The sequence below is a fragment of the Cryobacterium zongtaii genome (genome assembly GCF_002909375.1).
GTDB lineage: Bacteria > Actinomycetota > Actinomycetes > Actinomycetales > Microbacteriaceae > Cryobacterium > Cryobacterium zongtaii.
In genome coordinates, this window is the sequence record NZ_PPXD01000007.1 from 309,096 (window position 1) to 331,643 (window position 22,548).

The following is a 22,548-nucleotide window of genomic DNA, read 5'->3' on the forward strand; positions in this document are numbered from 1 at the left end:
TCCATGACGCGTGCCTCCCGCTCCGACATCACCCGGCGTCGCCTGGCCAGCCAGGCGCTGACCGGGTCGATCACCGAGCCCGCCCAGGTCGTCGACCGCATGCTGGCCGTGCAGGCGCAGGACCTCCGCTGGGCGAAGTGGGCCGTTGCCGTGCGGGCCCCCGGAAGCACCTCCGCCGACATCGACACGCTGATCGACTCCGCCAGGATCGTGCGCTCCTGGCCGATGCGGGGAACCCTGCACCTGGTGCCGGGACCGGACCTGGCCTGGATGCTCGGACTCACCACCGCCAGGCTCTGGGCCGGTGCGGCAACCCGGCGCCGCGACCTGGGCCTGGACGAGGCGACCATCGAACGCTCCCGCACCGTGGCCGAGAATGCCCTCAGCGGCGGACGGGAGCTCACCAGGGCAGCCTTCCTGGCACTGCTGGAGCGCCACGGCATCGGCACAGACGGCCAGCGGGGATATCACCTCATCTGGCACCTCGCCCAGTCGGGAACCCTCTGCTGGGGCCGGCAGCTCGACGCCCAACAGATGCTCGTGCTGCTCTCGGACTGGGTCCCGCACCCCCGGCAGCTCGAACGCGACCAGGCACTGGGCGAATACCTGCTGCGCTACCTGGCCGGACACGGGCCGGCTCCCCTGACCGACTTCGCCTGGTGGTCCCAGCTCACCATGAGCGACGCCAAGACCGCCCTGGCCGTTGCGGGAGGGCAGCTCAACACCCTCGACGTCGACGGAGTGAGCCACCTGCTCCCCCAGAGCTCAGATCTCGGACCGCTGGGCCGCGCCGCGCCGGGGCGCGGTCCCAGTGCCGTGCTGGCCCTGCCGGGCTTCGATGAATACCTGCTCGGCTATCGGGATCGCAGCTTCGCGATCGAACCCGAGAACCTGACCAGGGTCGTCCCGGGCAAGAACGGGATCTTCCTGCCCGTCCTGGTTCGCGGCGGCCGCATTTTCGGCACCTGGCGGCGCGACTGGCAGCCCCGGGCGATCACGGTGCACCCCGCGCCGTTCACCCCGCAGGGCGCCGCATCGCTCCCGGGAACCGATCGGGCCCTTCACGAATACGCCCGCTTCCTCGGCCGCCCGGTGCAGGTGCTTCCGGCCTCACCGACCGTGCCCGCCGCGCCCTAGCCTGCCGTGGTGAGACCGGTGATCGGTCCGGTCCGTCGGGCCTTGTACCCTATGACAGTGCGAATAACGACCAGCCTGCGAGTATCCAGACGGATCCCGCTGCTGCAGACCCTCAAGACCTCGGTCGCCGTGGTCCTGGCCTGGGTAATCTCGCTGTGGCTCCTGCCCGGCGAGCTGCCCATCTTCGCCGCGATGGCCGCCATCTTCGTCGTGCAGCCCAGCATCAACCAGTCCCTGGGACGGGCCCTGGAACGCAGCCTCGGCGTCGTCGGCGGAGTCCTGGTCGCTCTGGGCATCGGGCTGTGGTTCGGACAGGACAGCTGGATCGTCCTGGCGGCGATCGTGCTCTGCATCCTGCTGGCCTGGGCCCTGAAGCTGTCGCCTGGCTCGGCGAATCAGATCCCGATCAGCGCGATGCTCGTCCTCGTGCTGGGTGCCGCGACACCGACCTACGCCAGGGACCGCATCATCGAGACCATCCTGGGTGCCGCGATCGCCGTGATCGTCAACGCGTTGATCGTTCCGCCGGTGCTGCTCACGCCCGCACACGACGCGGTGACCCGGCTCACCCTGGAGGTGGCCGCGACCTTCGACCGGGTGGCCACCGCGCTGCTGAGCCCGCAGAAGTACGCCGATCTGGAGAGCCTGATGATCCAGGCCCGACTACTGCGGCCCATGCTGGCCAAGGCCGAACGGGCCATCAGCCAGGCCGAGGAGAGCCTGACACTCAATCCCCGCCAAAGCAGGCACCGCGAGGTTCTCGACGCCGACACCGACCTCTACGCCCGCCTGGTGCCCCTGGTCACCCGGGCACTGGGCATGACGAGAGCGCTGCGGGACCACTACGACGACAGCCTGCACCTCGAGCCCACCGTGCAGGCCTTCGCCATCGAGCTGGAGAGGGCCGCGCACGATCTGCGATTGCTCACCGTGCCGGCGGACGGGAAGCCGTCCGCCTCGGCGGCTCCGGGGATCGAGCCGCTCGCCCTGACGGCGCCGCTGATGATCATGACTCCACATCCCCAGCACTGGATCTTGATCGGCGCCCTGATGGAGGACCTGCGACGGGTGCGCGAGGAGATCACCGGCGAGTAGGCTGCCCGCATGTCGAGCAGCCCGGAGCCCGAGCGCCACGCTGCGCCGACCACGGCGACGACGGCCCGGCGAACGGTTCTGTCCACCCGGCGGCTGGAATCGTACACTGACGGCGTCTTCGCCATCGCGGCCACGCTGCTGGTGCTGAACGTCTCCGTGGACAGCATCGGCGTCGTGACGTCGAACGCCGAGTTCCTACGGCAGGTCAACGCCTTGGCACCGAGCATCCTGAACGTGGTCATCAGCTTTCTGCTGCTCAGCCTGCTGTGGCTCATTCACGTGCGTCAGTTCGAGTTCATCCCCCGTGTGGATACCACCATCATCTGGCTCAACAATTTCCGCCTTCTCGGCGTGGTCCTGGTTCCGTTCACGACGAGTCTCAACGACGAACTCAGCCGGTACCTGCTGGGCCGCACGCTGTTACCCCTGAACTTCTTCGTGATCCTGCTCTTCAGCACCTGGCAGTGGTTCCACGCCAGCTCTCCCCGCAGACAGCTCGTGCATGGCGCATCCGCCACCGCCGTTCACAACGCACGGGTGAACAATGTCAGCGCGCTTTCACAGTCGTTCGCCGTCGTACTGCTGGCGACGCTGGTCGGTTCCCCCGCGTTCTTCCTGTTCGCCCTTGATCCGCTCATCGCCCTGGTGTTGCGACGACTCGGGGTCCTGCGGCCGACGCCGGACGAACCGGTGGCCGGGTGACGGGCGGAACCGCACACAGAGACAACACAACCCAGACACAACAACGGGGACCCCACTGGTGGGATCCCCGTTGCGCGATGCCGAGTGCTTAGGCCTGGAGGGCACCCTGCAGTTCGAGGGTGATGGTGACCTTGTCGCCCAGCAGCATGCCGCCGGTCTCGAGGGCCGCGTTGTAGGTGAGACCGAAGTCTTCACGGTTGACCTGGGTCGTGGCGGTGGCGCCGAACTTGTAGTTGCCGTAGGGGTCGCCGCCGAAGCCACCGAACTCGAAGTCGAAGGTGACGGGCTTGGTGACGCCCTTGATGGTGAGGTTGCCGTCCACGAGGTAGTCGCCGCCGACGACGCGCACTCCGGTCGACACGAAGTCGATGGTCGGGTAGGTCTCGGCGTCGAAGAAGTCGCCGGTGCGCAGGTGGCCGTCGCGGTTGGCCTCGTTGGTGTTGATGGACGCGACGACGGCGGACGCCGTGACGCTGGTCTCGAGGGGGTTCTCGGTGGTGACGAAGGTGGCGTTGAAAGTCTCGAACGTGCCCTTGACCTTGCTGATCATGATGTGACGGATGCTGAAGCCGACGACGCTGTGCGTGGGGTCGATGGTCCAGGTTCCCGCTTTGTAGCCCGGGATGGTTGTGGTGGTGATGTCGCTCATGGTGCTCCTCAAGTCCGTGGGGGCGGTGGATTCGCTGCCCTCAGGTATATGCAAGCGCATAGGACTACAGGATATTCCATCACCGACCAGAAAAGATGTGAACGATTCAGGAACGCACGGAGAACCCGACTCCTCGGCGGGGAAGTAGGCTCGGCCTGTCAAGAGGAGTCCACGATGCCGACAGCGTCCCCGTCCAGTCCGGCGTCCCTGTCGAGCCCGGCACTGAGCATCCACGATGTGGCCCCGGAAAGCGTTCTGGTTCTCGGCGGCGGTCGCGCGATCCTCCTACAGCTCGCGAACCCCGCCGTCGGGCACGGCGTCGCCAGGCACAGCGACTTCGCGACCCGACCGCTGAGTCGACTGAGCGGCACGCTCTCCTACGTATACGCAGTCACCTGCGGCTCGCCCATTGACCGGGCCGCGGCCGTGCGCCGGGTCTCCCTGGCCCATCGCCCGGTGCACGGCAGCCAGAGCGTCGGCGCCCCGGCGTACAACGCCTTCGATCCGCAGTTGCAGCTCTGGGTTGCCGCGACCCTGTACGAATCCGCGACCCGTGTGCACGAGCTGGTCTACGGACCGCTCACGGATACCGACGCCGAGTCCGTCTACCGTGACTACGGCGTGCTCGGCACCGCCCTTCAGGTACCGCCCGGGCTGTGGCCCGCGGACCGGGAGGCTTTCGCGGCGTACTGGAGCCGCGCAACGTCCGGCCTGGCGACCGACGAGACGACCCGATCGGTGGCCAGGCAACTGCTGCACCCCACCACCGGACCGGTCTGGTTGCGCCTGGCGATGCCGCTGGGGCGCCTGGTCACCACGGGGCTCCTGCAGCCCGACGAACGAGCCCTCTTCGACCTGCCCTGGTCGCCCGGACGCCAGCGCAGGTACAACGCCGTGATCGGCGTCATCCGTCTGATCTATCCGCGCCTGCCGACGCGGCTGCGGCAGGCCCCCATGCGGCACTACCTTCGTGCCGGCCGATCCCTCGCTGCGAGGGATCGCGCGACCGGGCAACCTGGCGGCGCCGACGGGCGTTGACTGGGCTGAGCTGAACCGCCTAGAAGAAGTCGTCCGGGGTACCGGCCGCCCGGGTCACCGCGACGGTGGACACACCGGCGCCATCGAGCTTGGCCATTGCGACCCGAAGCCCGGACTCCATCTGGGAGGCCCACACCTCGGTCTCGCGGGCACCGGCCTCGACGGCCGTGAGCCTGGCGAGGGCCTTCTCCTTGTCGGCACGCTCAGTGGCGACCTGCTGGATGCTCAGGGTGACGGCGTAGTACGCCGCCACCATCGAGGCGATCGGCGTGGCGATGACGGCCAAGGCGATGATGCTCTCGTTGGAGACGTTCACGAAGATCATGATGATGAACGCGATCGTCAGAACGGCGATGCCTACGAGAACCACCAGTGCGGCCCGCTGCGGCGGCCCCGTTCTAAGGTCGGAGAGCAGGGTGCGGCTTCGGGTCTTGGTCCGGTTGGGGACCGGGGACTCTGCGGGGTCGACCGGCCCGTCACCCGTCGGCCCGTCGCCGGCGGGCTGAGTGCCCGGCATCGGCAGGCGTTCTGTGGTGGTCGAGGTGTCGAGGGGGAACGTTCGGTCGAACGGGTCATAGCTCTGATCGGTCATGGTCACTCCGTGGGTGGGTTTCGGTAGCTCGGGTGATGTCTCAAGGCTCTGTCGTTGAGGGGATCGTCGTTGCGGGGGTCGTCGTCTAGGGGGTTGGTTTTTCGGGGTCAGTTTCCGCGGATTCTGTCGTCGAGGGTAGCGCGTCCCCGGGAAGGATGACGCGTTTGTAACTGCGGCCATCCGCCAGCTCGACGGTGCGGCTGACCAGTTTACCTCTGCTCACCTGCAGGTACACCGCTTGAACGCTGACGCCGAGCAATCCGGCAGCCTCGGCCACCGAGTGCCCGGGCAGGTCGGTCGGAACGCTGCTGGGCCGCGCGCTGCGCTTGCGTCCGGCATCCAGGCGGGCCGCGATGTCGGAGTCGGTGCCCTGCCAGCGCCACTTGGCCGCGGTGGGTTTGAGCCCGGCGGCATCCGCGATCTCGGGCCAGCCCGCTCCATCGGACAGGGCGTCGCGTACGCTCGCCAGCGCGGCCGGGTCGGCGTCAAGGTGGTGAAGTACCGCACGAATGGCCCGCATCCGCTCCAGCGGCGGAGCCGCCGCGTTGGCGTCCAGCTCCGTCAGCCGGGCCAGCGCAGCCGCCGTCTCCGTGGATAGGAAATGGCCCATGGGTCCTCCTCGATGGTCAGTGGTACTGGCGAGTGGAGCTGGCGGGTAGATGGACCTAGGCGAGGACCGCGACCGAGTGCGGCGGCAGCAACACCCGGCCGGCGTCGAGCCGGGGGCTCGCTTCGGCGTTGTTCGCGAAGGCGAGCAGGACGCTCTGCCCGGCAACCGGAACGGACCGAGCGGTCGCGGAAAGGTTGATCACGATCTCGGTCTCGCCGCGGGACAGCAACAGCCAGCCGTCCGCCTCGTCATAGGCCACCGCGACCCGCGCGAACCGTGGATCGGTCAGGTCGGCGAGCCGGCGACGGAGACCCGCGAGGTCACGGTAGAACGCCAGGAGACGACCGGAATCGCCACGCTGCAGTTCGGACCAGTCCAGTTTTGACCGCTCGAAGGTGGCCGGGTCCTGGGGGTCGGGCACCACGGCCGGGTCCCAGCCCATCCGGGCGAACTCGCCGATGCGGCCCTCTGCGGTGGCCAGGCCGAGTTCAGGCTCTGGGTGCGAGGTGAAGAACTGCCACGGTGTGCGCGCCCCCCACTCTTCGCCCATGAACAGCATCGGGGTGAACGGGCCGAGCAGGGTGAGTGCGGCGGCGATGCCCAGCTGGCCGGTGTCGAGCTGGGCGCTGAGCCTGTCGCCGATGGCCCGGTTGCCGATCTGGTCGTGATTCTGCGAGGCGACGACCAGCCGCCAGGCCGGCATCCGTTCGGTGTCGACAGGGCGGCCGTGGTGGCGGCCGCGGAAGGTGGACAGGGTGCCGTCGTGGAAGAACCCGCGGGTGAGCACCTTCGCCAGGGCGCCGAGGGGGGCGAAGTCGGCGTAATAGCCGACAGTCTCACCGGTGAGGGCGACGTGCACGGCGTGGTGGAAGTCGTCGCTCCACTGGGCGTCGAGTCCGTACCCGTTGGCTTCACGGGGGGTGATCAGCTTGGGGTCGTTGAGGTCCGATTCGGCGATGAGGGTCAATGGGCGGCCCACGGAGGCGCTGAGCACGGCCACCTCGCCGGCGAGCTGTTCCAGCAGGTGCACCGCGGAGTGGTCCTTGAGGGCGTGCACGGCGTCCAACCGCAGGCCGTCGACGTGATAGTCGCGCAGCCACATCAACGCGCTGTCGATGATGTACCGGCGCACCTCGTCGGAGTCCTGGCCGTCGAGGTTGACCGAGGCGCCCCAGGTGTTGCCCTCGGCGTCGCTGAGGTAGGGCCCGTAGTTGGGCAGGTAGTTGCCGCTGGGGCCCAGGTGGTTGTGCACGACGTCCTGGATCACGCCGATGCCGGCCGCGTGGCAGGCATCGACGAACCGCTGGTACGCCGCCGGGCCGCCGTAGCCCTCGTGCACGGCATACCAGAGCACACCGTCGTAGCCCCAGTTGTGAGTGCCGTTGAAGCCGTTCACCGGCAGCAGCTCGACGAAGTCGACACCGAGTGACACGAGGTGGTCGAGCCGGCCGGCCGCGGCCTCCAGGGTGCCCTCGGGGGTGAACGTGCCGATGTGCAGCTCGTAGATGGTGGCACCGGCGAGCTGACGACCGGTCCAGGCGTCGTCCTGCCAGGTGTGCGTGGCCGGGTCGAAGCTGCGGGAGAGGTTGTGCACGCCGTGCGGCTGGCGGCGGGATCGCGGGTCGGGAAACGGGCCGGCGCCATCCAGCAGGAAGCCGTAGTCGACACCGTCAGCGCTGCCGGGCAGGCTGCCGTGCCACCAGCCGGCGTCGCCGCGGGTCATCGGCGCGGTGGCGTCGCCGGCCACCAGCCCGACGGTCTCGGCGGCGGGCGCCCACACGTCGATCGGAACGGCGACGACGTCGGGGTTGTCTGTCGTCACGGGGTGGCCTCCTCGATAGCGGTGGGTGCGGTGATGCTCGCGGGGATCAACAGCGCAACCGGATAGCGCGACAGCAGGTCGGCCAGACGCACCTGGCCGCCGGCGAAGCGGATGCCGGTGAGAGCATCCTGCCAGTCGTGCCCGGCGAGCATGATCGTGGTGTCACCCCAGCCGGTGCGGGCGAGCGCGACGGGCAGCCGGGTGGCGACGGTCACGGCGCCGCCGCGGTCGTAGGCCACCACGTGGGCGGCGGCCGGGCCGAACGCCTCGACCGGTGCGTGCCGGACGAACAGCTCCGGCCGATCACGGCGCAGGCGCAGGGCGTGGGTGGTGACGAGCAGTTTCGCGGCGCCGGTTTCATCGATCGGGGGCAGCCAGCCCGCGCTGACGCGGTCCAGGTAGTCCCGGCGCACGGTGTAGTCCACCGGGCGGCGGTTGTCGGGGTCCACGAGCGACATCTCCCAGAGTTCGCTGCCCTGGTAGACGTCGGGCACACCGGGCGCGGTGAGCTGGATGAGCTTGAGGGAGAGCGAGTTGCTCCAGCCGGCCTGCTTCACCCTGTCGACGAAGGCGGTAACGGTGCGGGTCAGGGGCCCGTCCTCGGCGAGTTCCCGAACCAGGGCGCGCATCCGGTTTTCAAAGTCGTCGTTGGGCGCGGTCCAGGTGGTAGAGAGGTTCGCTTCCCTGGACGCCTTCTCGGCATAGCCGATGAGACGGTCGGTGGAGGCGGGCCAGGAGCCCACGATGGCCTGCCAGAGTAGGTTCTCGAACGGGGCGTCGCCGAGCGGGGCCAGGGCACGCAGCTCGCCGAGCACAGCGGTCCACTCGTCAGGGATCTCGGCCAGGACCGAGATTCGGGCCCGCACGTCTTCGCCGCGCTTGGTGTCGTGGGTCGACAGGGTGGTCTGTGAGGCGGGCGCAACGGCCAGCCGGGTCTGCTGGCGGCGGTGGAATTCCTCCACCGGCACCGCGAACTCGCTCGGGTCCGCGCCGACCTCGTTGAGGGAGGTGAGCCGGCTGTAGCGGTAGTAGGCGGTGTCTTCGACACCCTTGGCCATCACCATCCCCGAGGTCTGCTGGAACCGCACGGCCGCGGGGTGTGCGGGGTCGGTGAGATACGGCAGCAGGGCGGTGATGGTGGCGTCGAGGTCGGGCCGGCGCTGCCGGGCAAGTCGCACGGCGGTGTCGAGTTCGTGGCGGCCGACGGGCAGGTAGGAGCGGTAGACCGGGAACCAGGCGATCAGTTCGGCGAGGGCGTCGGCTGCATCGGGGACCTCGGGGATCAGACGGTCGAGTCGGCGTACCTCACTCTGCAGGATGCCGTCGGCGATGGCGCGCTTGCCGGTATAGACCAGTTCGGTCCAGGAGACGGCGCCGCCCTGCAGGGTGGCCTCCAGGGTGTCGAGGGCGTCCTGGCCGGCCGGGTCCACCAGGACCCTGTCGAAGTCGGCAAGGGCGTCATAGCCGGTGGTGCCGTGGGTCGACCAGCTACTGGGCAGCTGTTCGCGGCCCTCCAGGATCTTCTCCACCAGCAGGTAGCCGTCCGGCATGGCGGCGTGCAGCCTGTCGAGGTAGCCGGCCGGGTCGGCGAGGCCGTCCGGGTGGTCGACCCGCAGGCCCTGCACCTGGCCGGTGTGCACCCAGCGCAGGATCTCGCGGTGGGATTCGTCGAAGACCCAGGGCACCTCGACGCGCACACCGGCGAGCGTGTTCACGGCGAAGAAGCGGCGGTAGTTCAGGTCGGTGTCGGCGCGGCGCCAGCTGACCAGTTCGTAGTGCTGCCTGTCGTGCACCACGGCGGCGGGGGCGCCGTCGTCCGCGGTGCCGGGAGCCAGCGGGAACCGGTTGTCGTAGTAGCGCAGTTCGTCGCCCACCACGGTGAGCTGGTCGAGTTCGGTGTCGCCGTCACCGAGTACGGGCAGCAGCAGCCGACCGTTGCCGGCGGGCCAGTCCACGTCGAAGGCCTCGGCATAGCGGGAGCCCTGCCCGGCTCGGAGCAGGTCCCACCACCAGGCGTTGCTGTGCGGCGTCTGGACGCCGACGTGGTTGGGGACGATGTCCACCAGGATGCCGCGGCCGGCCGCGGCCACCCGCTCCGACAGTCGGGCGAGCGCCTCGGGGCCGCCGCGGGCCGGGTCGATGCTGCCGTGGTCGATCACGTCGTAGCCGTGGTCGGAGCCCTCCTCGGCCGTGAGCAGCGGCGAGAGGTAGAGCCAGTCCGCGCCGAGCCGGCTGACGTAATCGAGCACACCCGCCGCCGCATCCAGATCGAAGGCCGACGTGATCTGCAGGCGATAGGTAGAGACGGGGATGCTCATGGTGGTTACTCGTGTCCTTCGGTCGAGGAGTACGGGTCCGGCAGCACCGGCAGCACCGGCAGGGTCAGCGTGGACGTCGGCGGCGACGGGTGGCTTGCCAGCGACGCGGCAACGGAGTGGTCCGGAGCAACCTCGGGCACGTGGTACTCGCGCAGCACGACGAGTGAGCGTCCCATCACGGTGTGGGTGGCACCGGCCGGGCGGGGCTCCGAATCGGCGCCCTCTCCCCCGGTGTCGATCACGATCTCCCACGCGGGCGAGTACTCGGCGCTCGGCAGGGTGAATTCGACGTCTTCGGCATCCGCGTTGAACAGCAGGATGAAGTTGACGTCGGTGACCTCGCGGCCGCGGGAGTCGCGTTCCCGGATGCCCTGGCCGTTCAGGAACATGCTGACGGTGCGGGACCGACTTTCGTCCCAGTCCTCCGCGCGCATCTCCTGGCCGTCGGTGTTCAGCCAAACGATATCTGCCAGCGGGTCGCCCTCGCCGCGCTTGCCGGGGTGACCGTCGAAGAACCGGCTGCGACGGAAGGTGGGGTGCTCCTTGCGCAGGCGGACCACGGCGGACGTGAACTCGATCAGGGGCTGGTCGGCCTCGTCCCAGTGGATCCAACTCAGCTCGGAGTCCTGGGCGTAGGTGTTGTTGTTGCCGTGCTGGGTGCGGCCGAGTTCGTCGCCGTGCAGGATCATCGGGACACCCTGTGAGAGCAGCATCGTGGCGATGAAGTTGCGCTGCTGGCGGCCGCGCAGGGTGCGGACGGTGTCGTCGTCGGTGGGGCCCTCCACTCCGGCGTTCCAGGACCGGTTGTGGCTTTCGCCGTCGTTGTTGTCCTCGCCGTTGGCGTCGTTGTGCTTCTCGTTGTACGACACGAGGTCGTTGAGGGTGAAGCCGTCGTGCGCGGTGACGAAGTTGATCGACGCGACGGGGCGGCGGCCGGAGTGCTCGTAGAGGTCGGCGGAGCCCGAGATGCGGGAGGCGAATTCGCCCAGGGTGGAGGGCTCGCCGCGCCAGAAGTCGCGCACAGTGTCGCGGTACTTGCCGTTCCACTCCGTCCACTGCGGCGGGAAGTTGCCGACCTGGTAGCCGCCGGGGCCGACGTCCCAGGGCTCCGCGATCAGCTTGGCCTGGGAGACGATCGGGTCCTGCTGCACGAGCTCGAAGAAGGTGGACAGCTTGTCGACGTCGTAGAGGTCGCGGGCCAGGGCGCTGGCGAGGTCGAACCGGAAACCGTCGACGTGCATCTCGATGGCCCAGTAGCGCAACGAGTCCATGATCAGCTGCAGCGAGTGCGGGTGGCGCACGTTGAGGGTGTTGCCGGTGCCCGTGTAGTCCATGTAGTACCGGCCGTCGTCGTCCATCAGCCGGTAGTAGGCGGCGTTGTCGATGCCCTTGAACGAGATGGTCGGGCCCAGGTGGTTACCCTCCGCGGTGTGGTTGTAGACCACGTCGAGGATGACCTCGATGCCGGCGGCGTGCAGGTTCTTGACCATGCCCTTGAACTCCTGCACCTGCTGGCCGAGGTCGCCGCTGGAGGAGTAGGCGTTGTGCGGGGCGAAGAAGCCGATGGTGTTGTAGCCCCAGTAGTTGCTCAGCCCCTGGTCCTGCAGGGTGCTGTCGTTGACGAACTGGTGCACGGGCATCAATTCGATCGCGGTGACGCCGAGCTTCTGCAGGTGCTCGATGACCGACGGATGCGCGACGGCCGCGTAGGTGCCGCGCTGGGACTCCGGCACCTCCTGCTGCAGCTGGGTGAGGCCCTTGACGTGCGCTTCGTAGATGACCGATTCGCTGTACGGGGTGCGCGGGGAGCGGTCGCCGGTCCAGTCGAAGAACGGGTTGACGACGACGCCGAGCATCATGTGCGGGGCGGAGTCCTCGTCGTTGCGGGAGTCGGGTTCGCCGAAGTTGTACGAGAACAGTGCCTGGTCCCAGTCCATGACGCCGCAGGTGGCCTTGGCGTACGGGTCGAGCAGCAGTTTGTTGGGGTTGGCGCGCTTGCCCTCGCTGGGGTTGTATTCGCCGTGCACCCTGTAGCCGTAGCGCTGGCCCGGCTGCACCTCCGGCAGGTAGCAGTGCCACACGAAGGCGCTGGATTCCCGGACTTCGACGGGGGTCTCGGCGCCGTTCTCGTCGAACAGGCAGAGCTCCACCCGCTCGGCGGCCTCACTGAACAGGGCGAAGTTGGTGCCGCTTCCGTCATAGGTTGCGCCAAGCGGGTAGGCAGATCCGGGCCAGGTTTCCACGGTGTACTCCTCGAGGAAGGTCAGAACGAAAGGATGAAGGTGGGTGGTTTGCCCGAGCCGGGCCCACGTGTTCACGCTACCCCGTCCGGGGCACGCCAAATTCCCGTCAGGCCATCATTTCGTGTACCAGAGGGGCTACCTCGGTGCCGTAGAGCTCGATACTGGTCATCAGCTTGTCGTGCGAGAGGGTGCCGAGACTGTACTTGAGGTCGAAACGGGACAGCGAGAGCCCGGTGGCCATTTTGGCGATCTTGGTGGCGACGGTTTGCGGGGAGCCGACGAACAAAGCTCCGTCGGGGCCGGCATCCTGCTCGAATCTGGCCTTCGTGGCCGGGCCCCAGCCACGCTCGCGGCCGATCCGGTCCTGCATGGCGCGGTAGTGCGGCCACATCTCTTCGCGTGCCTGCTCGTCCGTCGCGGCGACGTAGCCGGGTGAGTGCTCGCCGATGGGTTGCGGGTCCTTGCCGAATTGGTCGAGTGCCCGGTGGTACAGGTCGGTGAACTGGGCGAAGGCGAGAGGCTCACCACCGATGATGGCGAGCATCAGCGGCAGACCGTAGTGGGCGGCGCGCACCACGGACTGCGGGCTCCCGCCGACACCGATCCAGGTGCGGATGGAGCCGGATTCGGTCGGCGGGAACACCCGCTGCTCGGTCAGGGAGCCGCGGGTGCTACCCGACCAGGTCACCGGCGCTTCCTTGAGCAGTTCGGCGAACAGCTCGAGCTTCTCTTCGAACAGCTGCTCGTAGTCGCTGAGCTCCAAGCCGAACAGGGGGAAGGATTCGGTGAACGACCCGCGGCCGAGGATGACCTCCGCGCGACCGTTGGAGACGGCGTCGAGGGTGGCGAAGCGTTGGAATACGCGCACGGGGTCGTCGGAGCTGAGCACGGTGACGGCGGAGCCGAGCTTGATGGTGCTGGTCTGACCGGCGATGGCGGCCAGCACGACCTCGGGGGCGGAGACGGCGAAATCCTCGCGGTGGTGTTCGCCGATACCGAAGAAGCTCAGGCCCACCTGGTCGGCGAGCACCGCCTCGGCGACGACGTTGCGCAGCACCTGGGCGTGGCTGAGCAGGCTGCCGTCCGCGCCGTAGGTGACGTCGCCGAACGTGTCGAGACCCAGTTCCAGTTTCGGTGCCATGTGTGGTGCGCCCTTCCGATCAGTTTGTATGCATACGCATACTAGGGCTCAACGGGGCGCACCGGCGTTCTATTCCGTGTCGCTACTGAGTGTCGCCGGTCGCGGTGTCGCCGGGCGACCCAGTGCGGGTGACCGTCGTCGGAATGTTGTGGTTGAGCCTCAGCAGATTCTCGGGGTCGTACTCGCGCTTGAGGGCGGCGAGTCGCTCCAGTTTGGCCGGCCCGTAGACGGCCAGCGCTTGGGCCACCGGGTCGGTGCCGGATTCCGCGCCGAGGAAGTTCACATAGGTGCCGCCGGAGCCCAGCACCGCCATCTCCGCGCCGAACTCGCGCACGAAGGCCACTCGCTCGGCGTCGTCGGCAGGGTCAGTCCAGAATCCGTAGATGTTGAGCCAGAACCGCGCTCCCCGATTCGGGAACGGCGTGTCGTCCTCGGCCACCCTGGCGAAGGCGCCGCCCATGTGGTGGATATCGAAGGCGGTGCCGAGCCAGGTCTGCTCCGCTCCGCGGCGTAGCAGGGTATCGATCACCGCAGGATCCAGACTGTCGAAGGAGGTGTTCTTCCAGTAGCCGCGCACACCCTTGGGGAAGACCCCGTCGACGGCGGACTGCCACGCGGTCCAGGGCATCGGCTCGTCGGCCTCGATCGCGGGCGGGGCGGCGCGGCGCATCCGGTCGATGACCTCCCGGGCCCTGTCGGTGTCGGTGCCGGCCCAGGCGAAGCCCAGCAGCATCAGCGGCTCGGAGCCGAGCCCCATGGCCGGCGGCGGCACCAGCACGCTGAGGATTGAGGTCAGCTCGTCTGGCAGGTCCCTGGTCCACTCGTCGTAGGCCGCCAGCGTCGCCGCCCACTGCTCCTTCGGGTAGACGAAATTGCCAGTCACCGGCCGCGCCGGCAACGGATGCGCCCGGAAGGTGAACGAGGACACCACGCCGAAGTTGCCGCCGCCGCCGCGCAGCCCCCAGAACAGCTCGGGGTTCTCGGTCGCGCTGGCCCGCACTCTCGTCCCGGCCACCGTGACGACATCCGCCGCCACCATGGCGTCTAGGGTCAGCCCGTATGCCCTGGTCTGCCAGCCGACGCCGCCGCCGAGAGTGAGGCCGGCGATGCCGGTGGCGGAGACCACGCCCAGCGGCACGGCGAGCCCATAGGGTTCGGTTGCCCGGTCGATGTCGGCCATGGTCGCCCCGGCCAGTGCCCGCACGGTGCGGGCGTCCGGGTCGACCTCGACGGTGTTGAGGGCGGCGAGATCGAGCACGATCCCCGCGTCGACGGTGCCGTTGCCGGCCACGTTGTGCCCGCCGCCGCGCACGGCGAGGGGCAGCCGGTGCCTGGCGGCCAGGGCCAGGGTCGGCGCGATGTCGCCGGTAGCACGGGCACGCACGATCAGCAGGGGCCGGCGGTCGATCATGCCGTTCCACACCCGCCTCGCGTCGTCGTAGCCGGGGTCGGTGTCGACGATCAGGTCTGCCTCCACGTCGGTGCGCAGGTCCTCAACCAGCCGGCGGGGATCTGTGCTGTTCTCGGGGAAGGTGCTCGATGTCATCGGGAGTCCTCCGTTGATCTACGTCACGGTTCGACATCCATGACAGCACCCTCAGAGCCCGGCCGCAACGCCTGTCACGGCTTCGATGACACGGCCTCCATCAAACGGTTTCCGTCACACGGACTCGGTCACCCGCCCATCCTCGACCGCCCAGTGCCGATCGAGGCGCACGGTGGCGAGCATCCGTCGGTCGTGGGTCACCAACAACAGAGTGCCCGTGTAGGACTCGAGTGCCTGTTCCAGCTGCTCGATCGCGGCGAGGTCCAGGTGGTTGGTTGGTTCGTCGAGCACCAAGAGGTTCACGCCGGTGGCCTGCAGCAGGGCGAGACCGGCGCGGGTGCGTTCACCGGGTGACAGGGCGTCGGCGGGTCGGCTGACGTGGTCGGCGGTGAGGCCGAACTTGGCGAGCAGGGTGCGGATCTCGCCGGCCGAGAGCTCGGGCAGCCGCTGCTCGAAGATGGCCACCAGGGCCTGCTCGCCCGTGACGCTGGCCCTGGCCTGGTCGATCTCGCCGACGGCGACGCTCGCGCCCAGGCTTGTGGAACCGGAATCGGGCGCCAGGCGGCCGAGCAGGGCGCGCAGCAGCGTGGTCTTGCCGGCGCCGTTGGGTCCGGTGATGCCGATGCGCTCCCCCGCGTTGACCTGCAGGGAGACCGGACCGAAGACGAAGTCACCCTGGCGGATGAGCGCTTCGTTCAGGACCGAGACCACGCTGCTCGAGCGCGGTGCGGCGCCGATGGTGAACTCGAGCTGCCATTCCTTGCGCGGTTCGTCGACCTCGTCGAGACGACTGATGCGGCTCTCCATCTGGCGTACCTTCTGCGCCTGCTTCTCGCTGGATTCGGCGGCGGCCTTGCGTCGGATCTTGTCGTTGTCCGGAGACTTCTTCATGGCGTTGCGCACACCCTGGCTGGACCACTCCCGTTGGGTCCGGGCCCGGCCGACCAGATCGGCCCTCTTTTCGGCGAATTCGTCGTAGTCGGCGCGCTTCTGCCGTCTGGCCGTCTCGCGCTCCTCCAGGTAGGAGTCGTAGCCGCCGCCGAAAACCCGGTTGGCGCCCTGGGCGAGGTCCAGTTCGAGGATCTTGGTGACCGAGCGGGCCAAGAACTCCCTGTCGTGGCTGACCAGTACGACTCCACCGCGAAGGCCCGTGACGAAGCCTTCCAGGCGTTCGAGCCCGTCAAGGTCGAGGTCATTGGTGGGCTCATCGAGCAGCACGATGTCGAATCTGGAGAGCAACAGGGCGGCCAGTCCCACCCTGGCGGCCTGGCCGCCGGAGAGCGATGTCATCAACGCGTCCGCGGCCACGTCGGCGTCGAGGGAAAGACCGAGGTCATACAGCACGGCAGGGAGCCTGTCATCGAGGTCGGCCGCACCACTGGCCAGCCAGCGGTCCAGGGCCACCGAGTAGACATCGGCCGGGTCAGCCCCGCCCGGTGCGGCTGGTTCGGCCAGGGCGGCGGCAGCGGCGTCCATCTCCCTGGTCGCCTGGGCGCAGCCGGTGCGACGACCAATGTACTCCGCCACGGTCTCCCCTGGCACCCGTTCGTGTTCCTGGGGCAACCAGCCCACGAAGGCATCCGCCGGCGACAGGGCAACGGAACCGCCCTGCGGCTCGTCGAGGCCCGCGAGCAGGCGCAGCAGGGTGGATTTGCCCGCACCGTTCACGCCGACGATACCGACGACATCGCCGGGTGCGACGGTGAGGTCGAGGGAATCGAACAGTGTGCGGTGGGCGTAGCCACCGGCCAGGGCCTTGGCGACGAGTGTTGCGGTCATGGGTCCAGTTTCCCATCTGGACGTGACGCGCCCGACGCCCGGTCGATTCCGTTGCTCAGTCGGCCGCGTCGAGGTACAGCCAGGCGTCGGACACCTTGACGAATCGGCTGACTTCGTGCTGCTGAGCCCGCCGGCCGTCCTGACGCGAGTGTGCGGTGAATTCCACGACGCCCTCGGTGTCGAACAGGGTTCCCCGCTCGGTCCGGTCGATGTCGAGCCGCATCCACCGCACAGTCGTGTCCAACTCGATGGAGTCGGGCCGAGTTCTCGGATGCCAGGTGCGCAGGAGATAGCCTGCGTCGCCGACCGCGAAGGCCGAGTAGCGCGATCGCATGAGCTGCTCGGCCGTGGCGGCTCGGGCGTCGCCGCGGTGCAGGCGCCCGCAGCAGTCGTCGTAACTGTTGCCGCTGCCGCACGGACAACGTACGGGAGCGGCCGGGATCGATGGCTGGTCTGAACGGGCTGCGGATTCTGAAGGGGGCATCCAGCCATTATCGACGCCCGTCAGGCCGAGGTCACTCGCACCAACGCCTCATTGCGCCCCCGGAGTCCGGGCCGGAACGGCGGGTCGAACCGTGCGTAGTAGACCGGCCCGTCCGGCAGGAGATCAGCGGCCTCCAGCGACCCGAGCAGGGAACGCCCGTGATCGGTGAATCTCTTCGTGCTCCAGCCCCCGCCGAACCGCAGGACCGCGGCCTCGTGGGCGGGCAGGACGATTATCCGCAACCTCTCGTCCAGTGGCAGGGGCGCGCGGTCCGGGTCCGACTCACCCGGGAGCACGAAGCTGATCAGGTGCGCGGACTCCCCCGCCCGCTCGTGCAGCACCGGCGGCGTCATGGGGATCGTCGTTGCCGACAGGTTGTTGCCGGCGAGATAGTTCTGCAGCGGCCGGAAGCCCCGGCTCGCCGCCCGCGTGAAGTCCCCGTCGACCTGCACCTGCACGAGAACACAGTCCGGATAACGGCGCACATCGAAGCCAGGGAAGGCCCGCACCACGGTGTACTGCTGCTGCTCGGTCATATCGGGGAGTGTAATCCGAAGGCCCCCACTTGGGGGTGGAAACTGGGGGTGGAATCTGGGGCCGCAATCGTGACCCCCGTGACTGCCGGGCCGAGGGCTAGGCCTTCTTGACGACCCCGGACTTGAGCTGCATGCTCACTCCCTCGATTCGACATTCGATGTCGTGATCGCCCACACCCTGGCGCAGGCGGATGCCGCGCACCTTGGTGCCCACCTTGATGACGGTGGAGCTGCCCTTGAGTTTGAGGTCCTTGATGATGGTCACCGAATCGCCGTCGGCCAGCACGCTGCCGTGAGCGTCGGTGATCGCGGCATCCTGCGCCGGCTCACCGGCGGAGGCGGCCTCTGCCGCCCACTCGTGCCCGCACAGTGGGCAGACCAGCAGCGCCCCCATCTCGTAGGTCAGTTCGCTGGAGCATTCCGGGCACGGCGGCAGGGTCTCATTCACTTCCCCATCGTAGAGCGGGGGCCCAGAGTCGATGGTCCCGCCCGCGGTGAGCCGTTGGCGTCGCCGCGGGTTGACGAGAGCGTTCAGACAAGAACAGGGCATTCCCCGACAACTCCACGCTAATGAGCGTATTTTGCCCGGTAGAGCGTGCCGTCGTTCGGGACGGCACCGCACCAGCCCTGGGATGAAGGTGGAGATATGACCCTGCACGTCCTTAAGAATCCGCCACTGGCGAGCGGACGAGGCGGGTGGTTGACGTGAGCGTCCTCGCTGAGATCCTGATCGCCCTCGCTGCGATCATGGTCGTGTCCACCGTCACGGTCATCGTCATTGCACGCGTGCTGTACAGGCGGCTACGGCGAAGTCGGGCCCTCAACGGTGCCGTGCTGCGTGTGCGCACGCGGGTGAGTGTCGGCCCGAACCACGAAATCCTCCGCCTTCGGTTGCGTCTGAGGGAATCGCTCGCCAGTGGACAGGCCGCGGTTGACCTCGCCGTGCAGAGCGGAGGCCCGCATGGTGAGTTGCAGCGGCTCGTCGGACGGTTGCGGAACGAGGGCACCAGAGTGGAGTCGCAATTGCTGTTGCTGGCCACCGAACGGGACCCTGTCGTGCTCCGAGAGACCCTCCCGGTGGCCAGTCGGCGCGTCGACCAGATCACCGGGTTGGTGGGGCGGGTCCGTTCCGTCGTTGCCGCCGGCCTCGGTGTGCGCACCGATGACACCCTCACGACCCTGGGCGCCGACGTGGACCGTGAGATCGCCGCCGTCGACGCCGGTGTCGCGGAGTTGCACGCCCTCACCCTGCTGGACGGGTTGCCCACGCCGGAGCGGACCTCGATGCAGCAAACCTCGGCGCACCGGCTCGACAAAAGGAGCACCCCATGACCTTCACCAACCGACTGCGTGTCATCTTCCGGAGCAAGGCCTCCCGCACCCTGGACCGGCTGGAGGACCCGCGTGAAGCTCTTGACGACAGCTACGAGCAGCTGGTGCGGATGCTGCAGGACGTGAGGTTGGGACTGGCCGAGGTTGCCACCGCGAAGAAACGGATCGAGCTGCAGGGCCAGGAGATGGGCGCCAGGCACCAACGGCTGGCCGACCAGGCCGATTCCGCCCTGAACCAGGGCCGGGAAGACCTGGCCAGGACCGCTCTGGAACGCCGCTCCCTGCTGGAGGGCCAGGTGGCCGCACTCCGTGACCAGTACACCCTCCTGCAGAAGCAGCAGGGGCAGCTGCAGGACAACGAACGGCGCCTGGCCGAAAGGGTAGCCGCGTTCCGCACCGAGAAGGAGAGCATCAAGGCCAGCTACGCCGCCTCGCAGGCGCAGGTGAAGGCGAACGAGGCCGCGGCCGGCCTCGGCTCGCAGATGAGCGAGGTCGGTGTCGGCCTCGCCAGGGCCAAGGACCGGATCGTTCAGATGCAGGCCCGCGCCGCCGCGACCGACGAACTGCTCGCCAGCGGCGCCCTCACCGATCTCACTGCCCCACCGGATGCCGACCTGGAGCACCAGCTGTCGTCCGGGGCGACCTCGGCAGAGGTTGAGCGGCAACTGCGAGCCATGAAGGATGCCAGGACGGCACGCCAGGGCCGACCGGCCGGGTCTCGGGGAGCGGGGCCGGAGGCGTGGCTCAGTATCGGGAATGGTCCGACCGGGACAGGTCCTGAAGTCCCCTGAAGCGTGCCGCCAACTCGCCAACGCCGGGTGAAAAGAGCCGGCAAGAATTCCCCAGAAATATTTCCGGAAATTCTTTTCACCCGGGTTCACAGCACGACGAAAAAACCCCCGATGACTACTGTCATCGGGGGTTTTCCTTGTGCTTGGTGGATCCGAGGGGATTCGAACCCCTGACCCCCTGCATGCCATGCAGGTGCGCTACCAGCTGCGCCACGGACCCAGACTTTGTTTCGAATTCCTCCGAAACAACTTCATTAGGTTACTACATGTTTTGAGTGCTCGCGAACCAAACGCTAGTCCGCGGCGTCAATTTCCACGGTGGATTCGACATCCGCGGCGTCGACGGTCGTGTTTGCGGCGCCGTCTGCGGAGGTGTCGACGGACTCGTCGGACGAAGCGGCCTCGTCGATGGCGCGGGCACTGGCCTGGTCGATGGGGATGACCGGGCAGTCCTTCCAGAGGCGCTCGAGGGAGTAGTAGACGCGCTCTTCCTCGTGGAACACGTGGACGACGAGGTCGCCGAAGTCAACGAGAATCCAGCGCCCTTCGGCGCGTCCCTCGCGGCGAAGCGGCTTGTAGCCGGCCTCGATCAGCTTGTCCTCGATTTCGCCGGCGATCGCGACGACGTTGCGTTCGGAGCGTCCCGTGACGATGAGGAAGATGTCGGCCAACGGCAACGGGTTGGAAACGTCAATGGCAACGAGGTCCTCCCCCGCTTTCGAGTCGGCGGCGGCGGCAGCCACCTTGAGGAGCTCGAGAGCGTGGGCAGAAGCGGTCATCGATTGAATCCCTGAGTTAGTAAAAGCGAAAAAGATGGCATGAGGAGATATGGGGTTGGTGGATATTCGGGGTTAGTAGATATTGAGGGCGTAGCCGACGACGAACAGCGACAGCACACCGATGGCGAGCACCGCGGCGGTGATCGCGAGAACCGTTGGCAGGGAGGCGCCGCGTTTGCGAGGCGGCGTCATCACGCCCCGGGTGGAGGTGTGGGTGCTCACGGCGCGGCTGGCGCTCACGGGTGCCACATCGTTGTGGTGACCGCCCTCGTCGAGCTGGTCGAGCATGCGGTCCATTTCGGACGAGTCGAACAGGTTCGGGTGCTGACCGGTAGCGCCCAGGCTTCGCGGGAGGTCGATCGATCCCGTGATCATGATCTCCCCGGTGCTGGTGATGGGGCCGCCGGGGCCCTGACGCGGGATGGACGGCAGGATCAGGGCGTTGGTGGTCGTGGGCATGCCGCCGGCGCCGACGCCGCGGCCCACGAGGTCGTCGAAGGTCGCGTCGTCGCGGCGCCCGATGGTCTCGATGTGGCTGTCGTCCTCGCGGTCCATCGACCAGTGGCCGATCGGCGGGTGCAGAGAGTTGACCGCGGCCGGCGCTTCGGTTCGGGGCTGGTCGTCGGCGGGGGCGGAGCGGGGTGCGGAGACCGGAGCCGGTGCGGCCTGAGAAGGTGCGGCCTGCGCCTGACCGGAGACCTCGTCGGCGGCACTCGCGGATGAGGCGGCCTGCAGGGCACGAAGCTCACGGCGGGTGAGGGTGCGACCGGCGTCGGCGACGGCCGGAGCCTCGGGGATCGGCAGCGGGGCGGGGGCCACAGACGTGTGCCGCGAGTGGTGCGGCTCGGACTCGACAGGCTTGGACTCGACGGGCTTGGACTCGACGGGCTTGGACTCGACGGGCTCGGACTCGACGGGCTCGGACTCGACAGGCTTGGACTCGACGGGCTTGGACTCGACGGGCTTGGACTCGACGGGCTTGGACTCGACGGGCGCAACGATGTCGCCTGTGGCGGTCTCCTCTGCAGAAGGCGTCTCTGTGACAGCCGGCTCGTGCTCCCGAGCCAACTCGCGCAACTGTCGTCGCGTCAGTGGCTGCGGGCTATTACCCAACGTCATGCCACACTCCGATACAGATGGTGCTTTGAGATGTACTGGACAACCCCGTCGGGGACCAAATACCAGACCGGGAAACCCCGGTTCACGCGTGCCCGGCAGTCAGTGGACGAGATCGCCAGAGCCGGAACCTCCAGCAAGCTTACGTCCTGGTTAGGCAATCCTGAAATGCTCAGGTCGTGTCCCGGGCGACTCACAGCCACGAAGTGGGCCAGTTTCCATAGTTCGGCGACGTCTTTCCAACCCAGGATCTGGGTTATCGCGTCTGCGCCGGTGATGAAGAACAGCTCGGCATCCGGGCGTTCGGCGTGCAGGTCGCGGAGGGTGTCGATCGTGAAGGTCGGGCCGGTCCGGTCCACGTCGACGCGGCTGACCGTGAAACGGGGGTTGGACGCCGTGGCGATGACGGTCATCAGGTACCGGTGTTCGGCCCGCGTCACGTCGGTCTTCTGCCAAGGCTGCCCGGTGGGCACAAAGATGACTTCGTCGAGGTCGAAGCTCTGCGCAACCTCGCTCGCTGCGACGAGGTGCCCGTGGTGGATGGGGTCGAAGGTGCCGCCCATCACGCCGATGCGCGGGCGGTTCCGGGTCACGGCGCCGATTGTCAGTGGCCGCTGTGGCTGGCTGCGCCACCGTGAGCCGCGGCATAGGCGTTGGCCTTGGCGCTGTGGCGGTTCGCGACGTCGCGGAAGCTCCAGACGACGAACCCGAGGGCGGCGAACACGATGAGGGCCACGAGGCCGTAGACCCAGGTCGCGACGGGCAGCTGGGTGTGCTCGACCTCGGCAAGGACAGCGGTCACGAACAACATGGAATCTCCGTTCAGGAATACTTCTTC

Annotated in this window: 22 protein-coding genes and 1 tRNA gene; 6 read left to right on the plus strand and 17 right to left on the minus strand. The window is 68.1% G+C overall.

The genetic code is table 11. The annotated features are described in order from the left end of the window. Positions 1-3 precede the first annotated feature (3 nt). From C3B61_RS06205 to C3B61_RS06215, 3 genes are read left to right on the plus strand one after another with little or no spacing between them, the layout of a single operon-like run. Positions 4-1,137, plus strand: coding sequence for a winged helix DNA-binding domain-containing protein (locus tag C3B61_RS06205; protein ID WP_103459883.1), 1,134 nt, complete (start codon positions 4-6; stop codon positions 1,135-1,137). Positions 1,138-1,188: 51 nt separating this feature from the next. Beyond that, positions 1,189-2,232 (plus strand): FUSC family protein, encoded by a 1,044-nt coding sequence (locus C3B61_RS06210; protein WP_341476139.1) that lies wholly within the window; start codon positions 1,189-1,191, stop codon positions 2,230-2,232. Between the two features lie 9 nt (positions 2,233-2,241). Then, complete coding sequence (locus tag C3B61_RS06215) at positions 2,242-2,934, plus strand: TMEM175 family protein (RefSeq protein ID WP_103459884.1); 693 nt, start codon at positions 2,242-2,244, stop codon at positions 2,932-2,934. An 88-nt stretch (positions 2,935-3,022) separates the two neighbouring features. Here the strand turns inward: C3B61_RS06215 and C3B61_RS06220 are convergent, their stop codons facing one another. Then, positions 3,023-3,583, minus strand: a complete 561-nt coding sequence (locus C3B61_RS06220) for a YceI family protein (protein WP_088456350.1) — start codon at positions 3,581-3,583, stop codon at positions 3,023-3,025. A 174-nt stretch (positions 3,584-3,757) separates the two neighbouring features. On the opposite strand from C3B61_RS06220, the gene C3B61_RS06225 reads away from it, so the two are divergent. Continuing rightward, positions 3,758-4,621, plus strand: a complete 864-nt coding sequence (locus C3B61_RS06225; protein WP_103459885.1) for an oxygenase MpaB family protein — start codon at positions 3,758-3,760, stop codon at positions 4,619-4,621. Between the two features lie 19 nt (positions 4,622-4,640). Here C3B61_RS06225 and C3B61_RS06230 read toward each other — a convergent pair whose 3' ends face one another. From C3B61_RS06230 to C3B61_RS06280, 11 genes are all read right to left on the minus strand, one after another. Then, a complete protein-coding gene (locus C3B61_RS06230; RefSeq protein ID WP_103459886.1) occupies positions 4,641-5,213 on the minus strand; it encodes a hypothetical protein in 573 nt (190 codons plus the stop codon). Between the two features lie 85 nt (positions 5,214-5,298). Continuing rightward, on the minus strand, positions 5,299-5,823 hold the full coding sequence (locus tag C3B61_RS06235) for a hypothetical protein (RefSeq protein WP_103459887.1): 525 nt from the start codon (positions 5,821-5,823) through the stop codon (positions 5,299-5,301). 55 nt (positions 5,824-5,878) lie between these two features. Further along, positions 5,879-7,645 (minus strand): malto-oligosyltrehalose trehalohydrolase, encoded by a 1,767-nt coding sequence (gene treZ / locus C3B61_RS06240; protein WP_244285849.1) that lies wholly within the window; start codon positions 7,643-7,645, stop codon positions 5,879-5,881. After that, complete coding sequence (gene treY / locus C3B61_RS06245; protein ID WP_103459888.1) at positions 7,642-9,963, minus strand: malto-oligosyltrehalose synthase; 2,322 nt, start codon at positions 9,961-9,963, stop codon at positions 7,642-7,644. The genes treZ and treY overlap by 4 nt, the downstream gene beginning before the upstream one ends. A gap of 5 nt (positions 9,964-9,968) precedes the next feature. Continuing rightward, entirely contained in the window at positions 9,969-12,206 is a 2,238-nt protein-coding gene (glgX, locus tag C3B61_RS06250) for a glycogen debranching protein GlgX (RefSeq protein ID WP_103460031.1), read from the minus strand. Between the two features lie 106 nt (positions 12,207-12,312). Further along, the gene (locus C3B61_RS06255) at positions 12,313-13,347 is read right to left on the minus strand and encodes an LLM class flavin-dependent oxidoreductase (RefSeq protein ID WP_103459889.1); all 1,035 of its coding nucleotides are present in this window, start codon (positions 13,345-13,347) and stop codon (positions 12,313-12,315) included. An 82-nt stretch (positions 13,348-13,429) separates the two neighbouring features. Further along, a complete protein-coding gene (locus tag C3B61_RS06260) occupies positions 13,430-14,893 on the minus strand; it encodes an FAD-binding oxidoreductase (protein WP_103459890.1) in 1,464 nt (487 codons plus the stop codon). A gap of 114 nt (positions 14,894-15,007) precedes the next feature. Then, positions 15,008-16,672 (minus strand): ABC-F family ATP-binding cassette domain-containing protein, encoded by a 1,665-nt coding sequence (locus C3B61_RS06265; RefSeq protein ID WP_103459891.1) that lies wholly within the window; start codon positions 16,670-16,672, stop codon positions 15,008-15,010. Positions 16,673-16,727: 55 nt separating this feature from the next. Continuing rightward, positions 16,728-17,156: a YchJ family protein gene (locus C3B61_RS06270; RefSeq protein ID WP_103459892.1), complete on the minus strand. Its 429-nt coding sequence runs from the start codon at positions 17,154-17,156 to the stop codon at positions 16,728-16,730. 20 nt (positions 17,157-17,176) lie between these two features. Continuing rightward, on the minus strand, positions 17,177-17,692 hold the full coding sequence (locus tag C3B61_RS06275; protein ID WP_103459893.1) for an SOUL family heme-binding protein: 516 nt from the start codon (positions 17,690-17,692) through the stop codon (positions 17,177-17,179). A 97-nt stretch (positions 17,693-17,789) separates the two neighbouring features. Next, positions 17,790-18,140: a zinc ribbon domain-containing protein YjdM gene (locus tag C3B61_RS06280; protein WP_103459894.1), complete on the minus strand. Its 351-nt coding sequence runs from the start codon at positions 18,138-18,140 to the stop codon at positions 17,790-17,792. 257 nt (positions 18,141-18,397) lie between these two features. Here C3B61_RS06280 and C3B61_RS06285 point away from each other — a divergent pair, with 257 nt between their 5' ends. Both C3B61_RS06285 and C3B61_RS06290 read left to right on the plus strand, forming a co-directional pair. Then, positions 18,398-19,024 (plus strand): hypothetical protein, encoded by a 627-nt coding sequence (locus C3B61_RS06285; RefSeq protein WP_133160238.1) that lies wholly within the window; start codon positions 18,398-18,400, stop codon positions 19,022-19,024. After that, positions 19,021-19,815, plus strand: coding sequence for a PspA/IM30 family protein (locus C3B61_RS06290; protein WP_103459896.1), 795 nt, complete (start codon positions 19,021-19,023; stop codon positions 19,813-19,815). The genes C3B61_RS06285 and C3B61_RS06290 overlap by 4 nt, the downstream gene beginning before the upstream one ends. Positions 19,816-19,959: 144 nt before the next feature. On the opposite strand, the gene C3B61_RS06295 is transcribed toward C3B61_RS06290, so the two are convergent. The 5 genes from C3B61_RS06295 to C3B61_RS06315 all read right to left on the minus strand — a co-directional run bounded on the left by C3B61_RS06295 (position 19,960) and on the right by C3B61_RS06315 (position 22,521). After that, a tRNA-Ala gene (locus C3B61_RS06295) sits at positions 19,960-20,035 on the minus strand. A gap of 73 nt (positions 20,036-20,108) precedes the next feature. After that, the gene (gene rsfS / locus C3B61_RS06300) at positions 20,109-20,594 is read right to left on the minus strand and encodes a ribosome silencing factor (protein ID WP_103459897.1); all 486 of its coding nucleotides are present in this window, start codon (positions 20,592-20,594) and stop codon (positions 20,109-20,111) included. 72 nt (positions 20,595-20,666) lie between these two features. Next, positions 20,667-21,713: a hypothetical protein gene (locus C3B61_RS19860; protein WP_208858775.1), complete on the minus strand. Its 1,047-nt coding sequence runs from the start codon at positions 21,711-21,713 to the stop codon at positions 20,667-20,669. Then, positions 21,710-22,312 carry a nicotinate-nucleotide adenylyltransferase gene (gene nadD, locus C3B61_RS06310; protein ID WP_279628285.1) on the minus strand — a complete coding sequence of 201 codons (603 nt, stop codon included), beginning with the start codon at positions 22,310-22,312 and terminating at the stop codon, positions 21,710-21,712. The genes C3B61_RS19860 and nadD overlap by 4 nt, the downstream gene beginning before the upstream one ends. 2 nt (positions 22,313-22,314) lie before the next feature. Further along, positions 22,315-22,521 (minus strand): hypothetical protein, encoded by a 207-nt coding sequence (locus C3B61_RS06315; RefSeq protein WP_103431964.1) that lies wholly within the window; start codon positions 22,519-22,521, stop codon positions 22,315-22,317. Positions 22,522-22,548 lie beyond the last annotated feature (27 nt).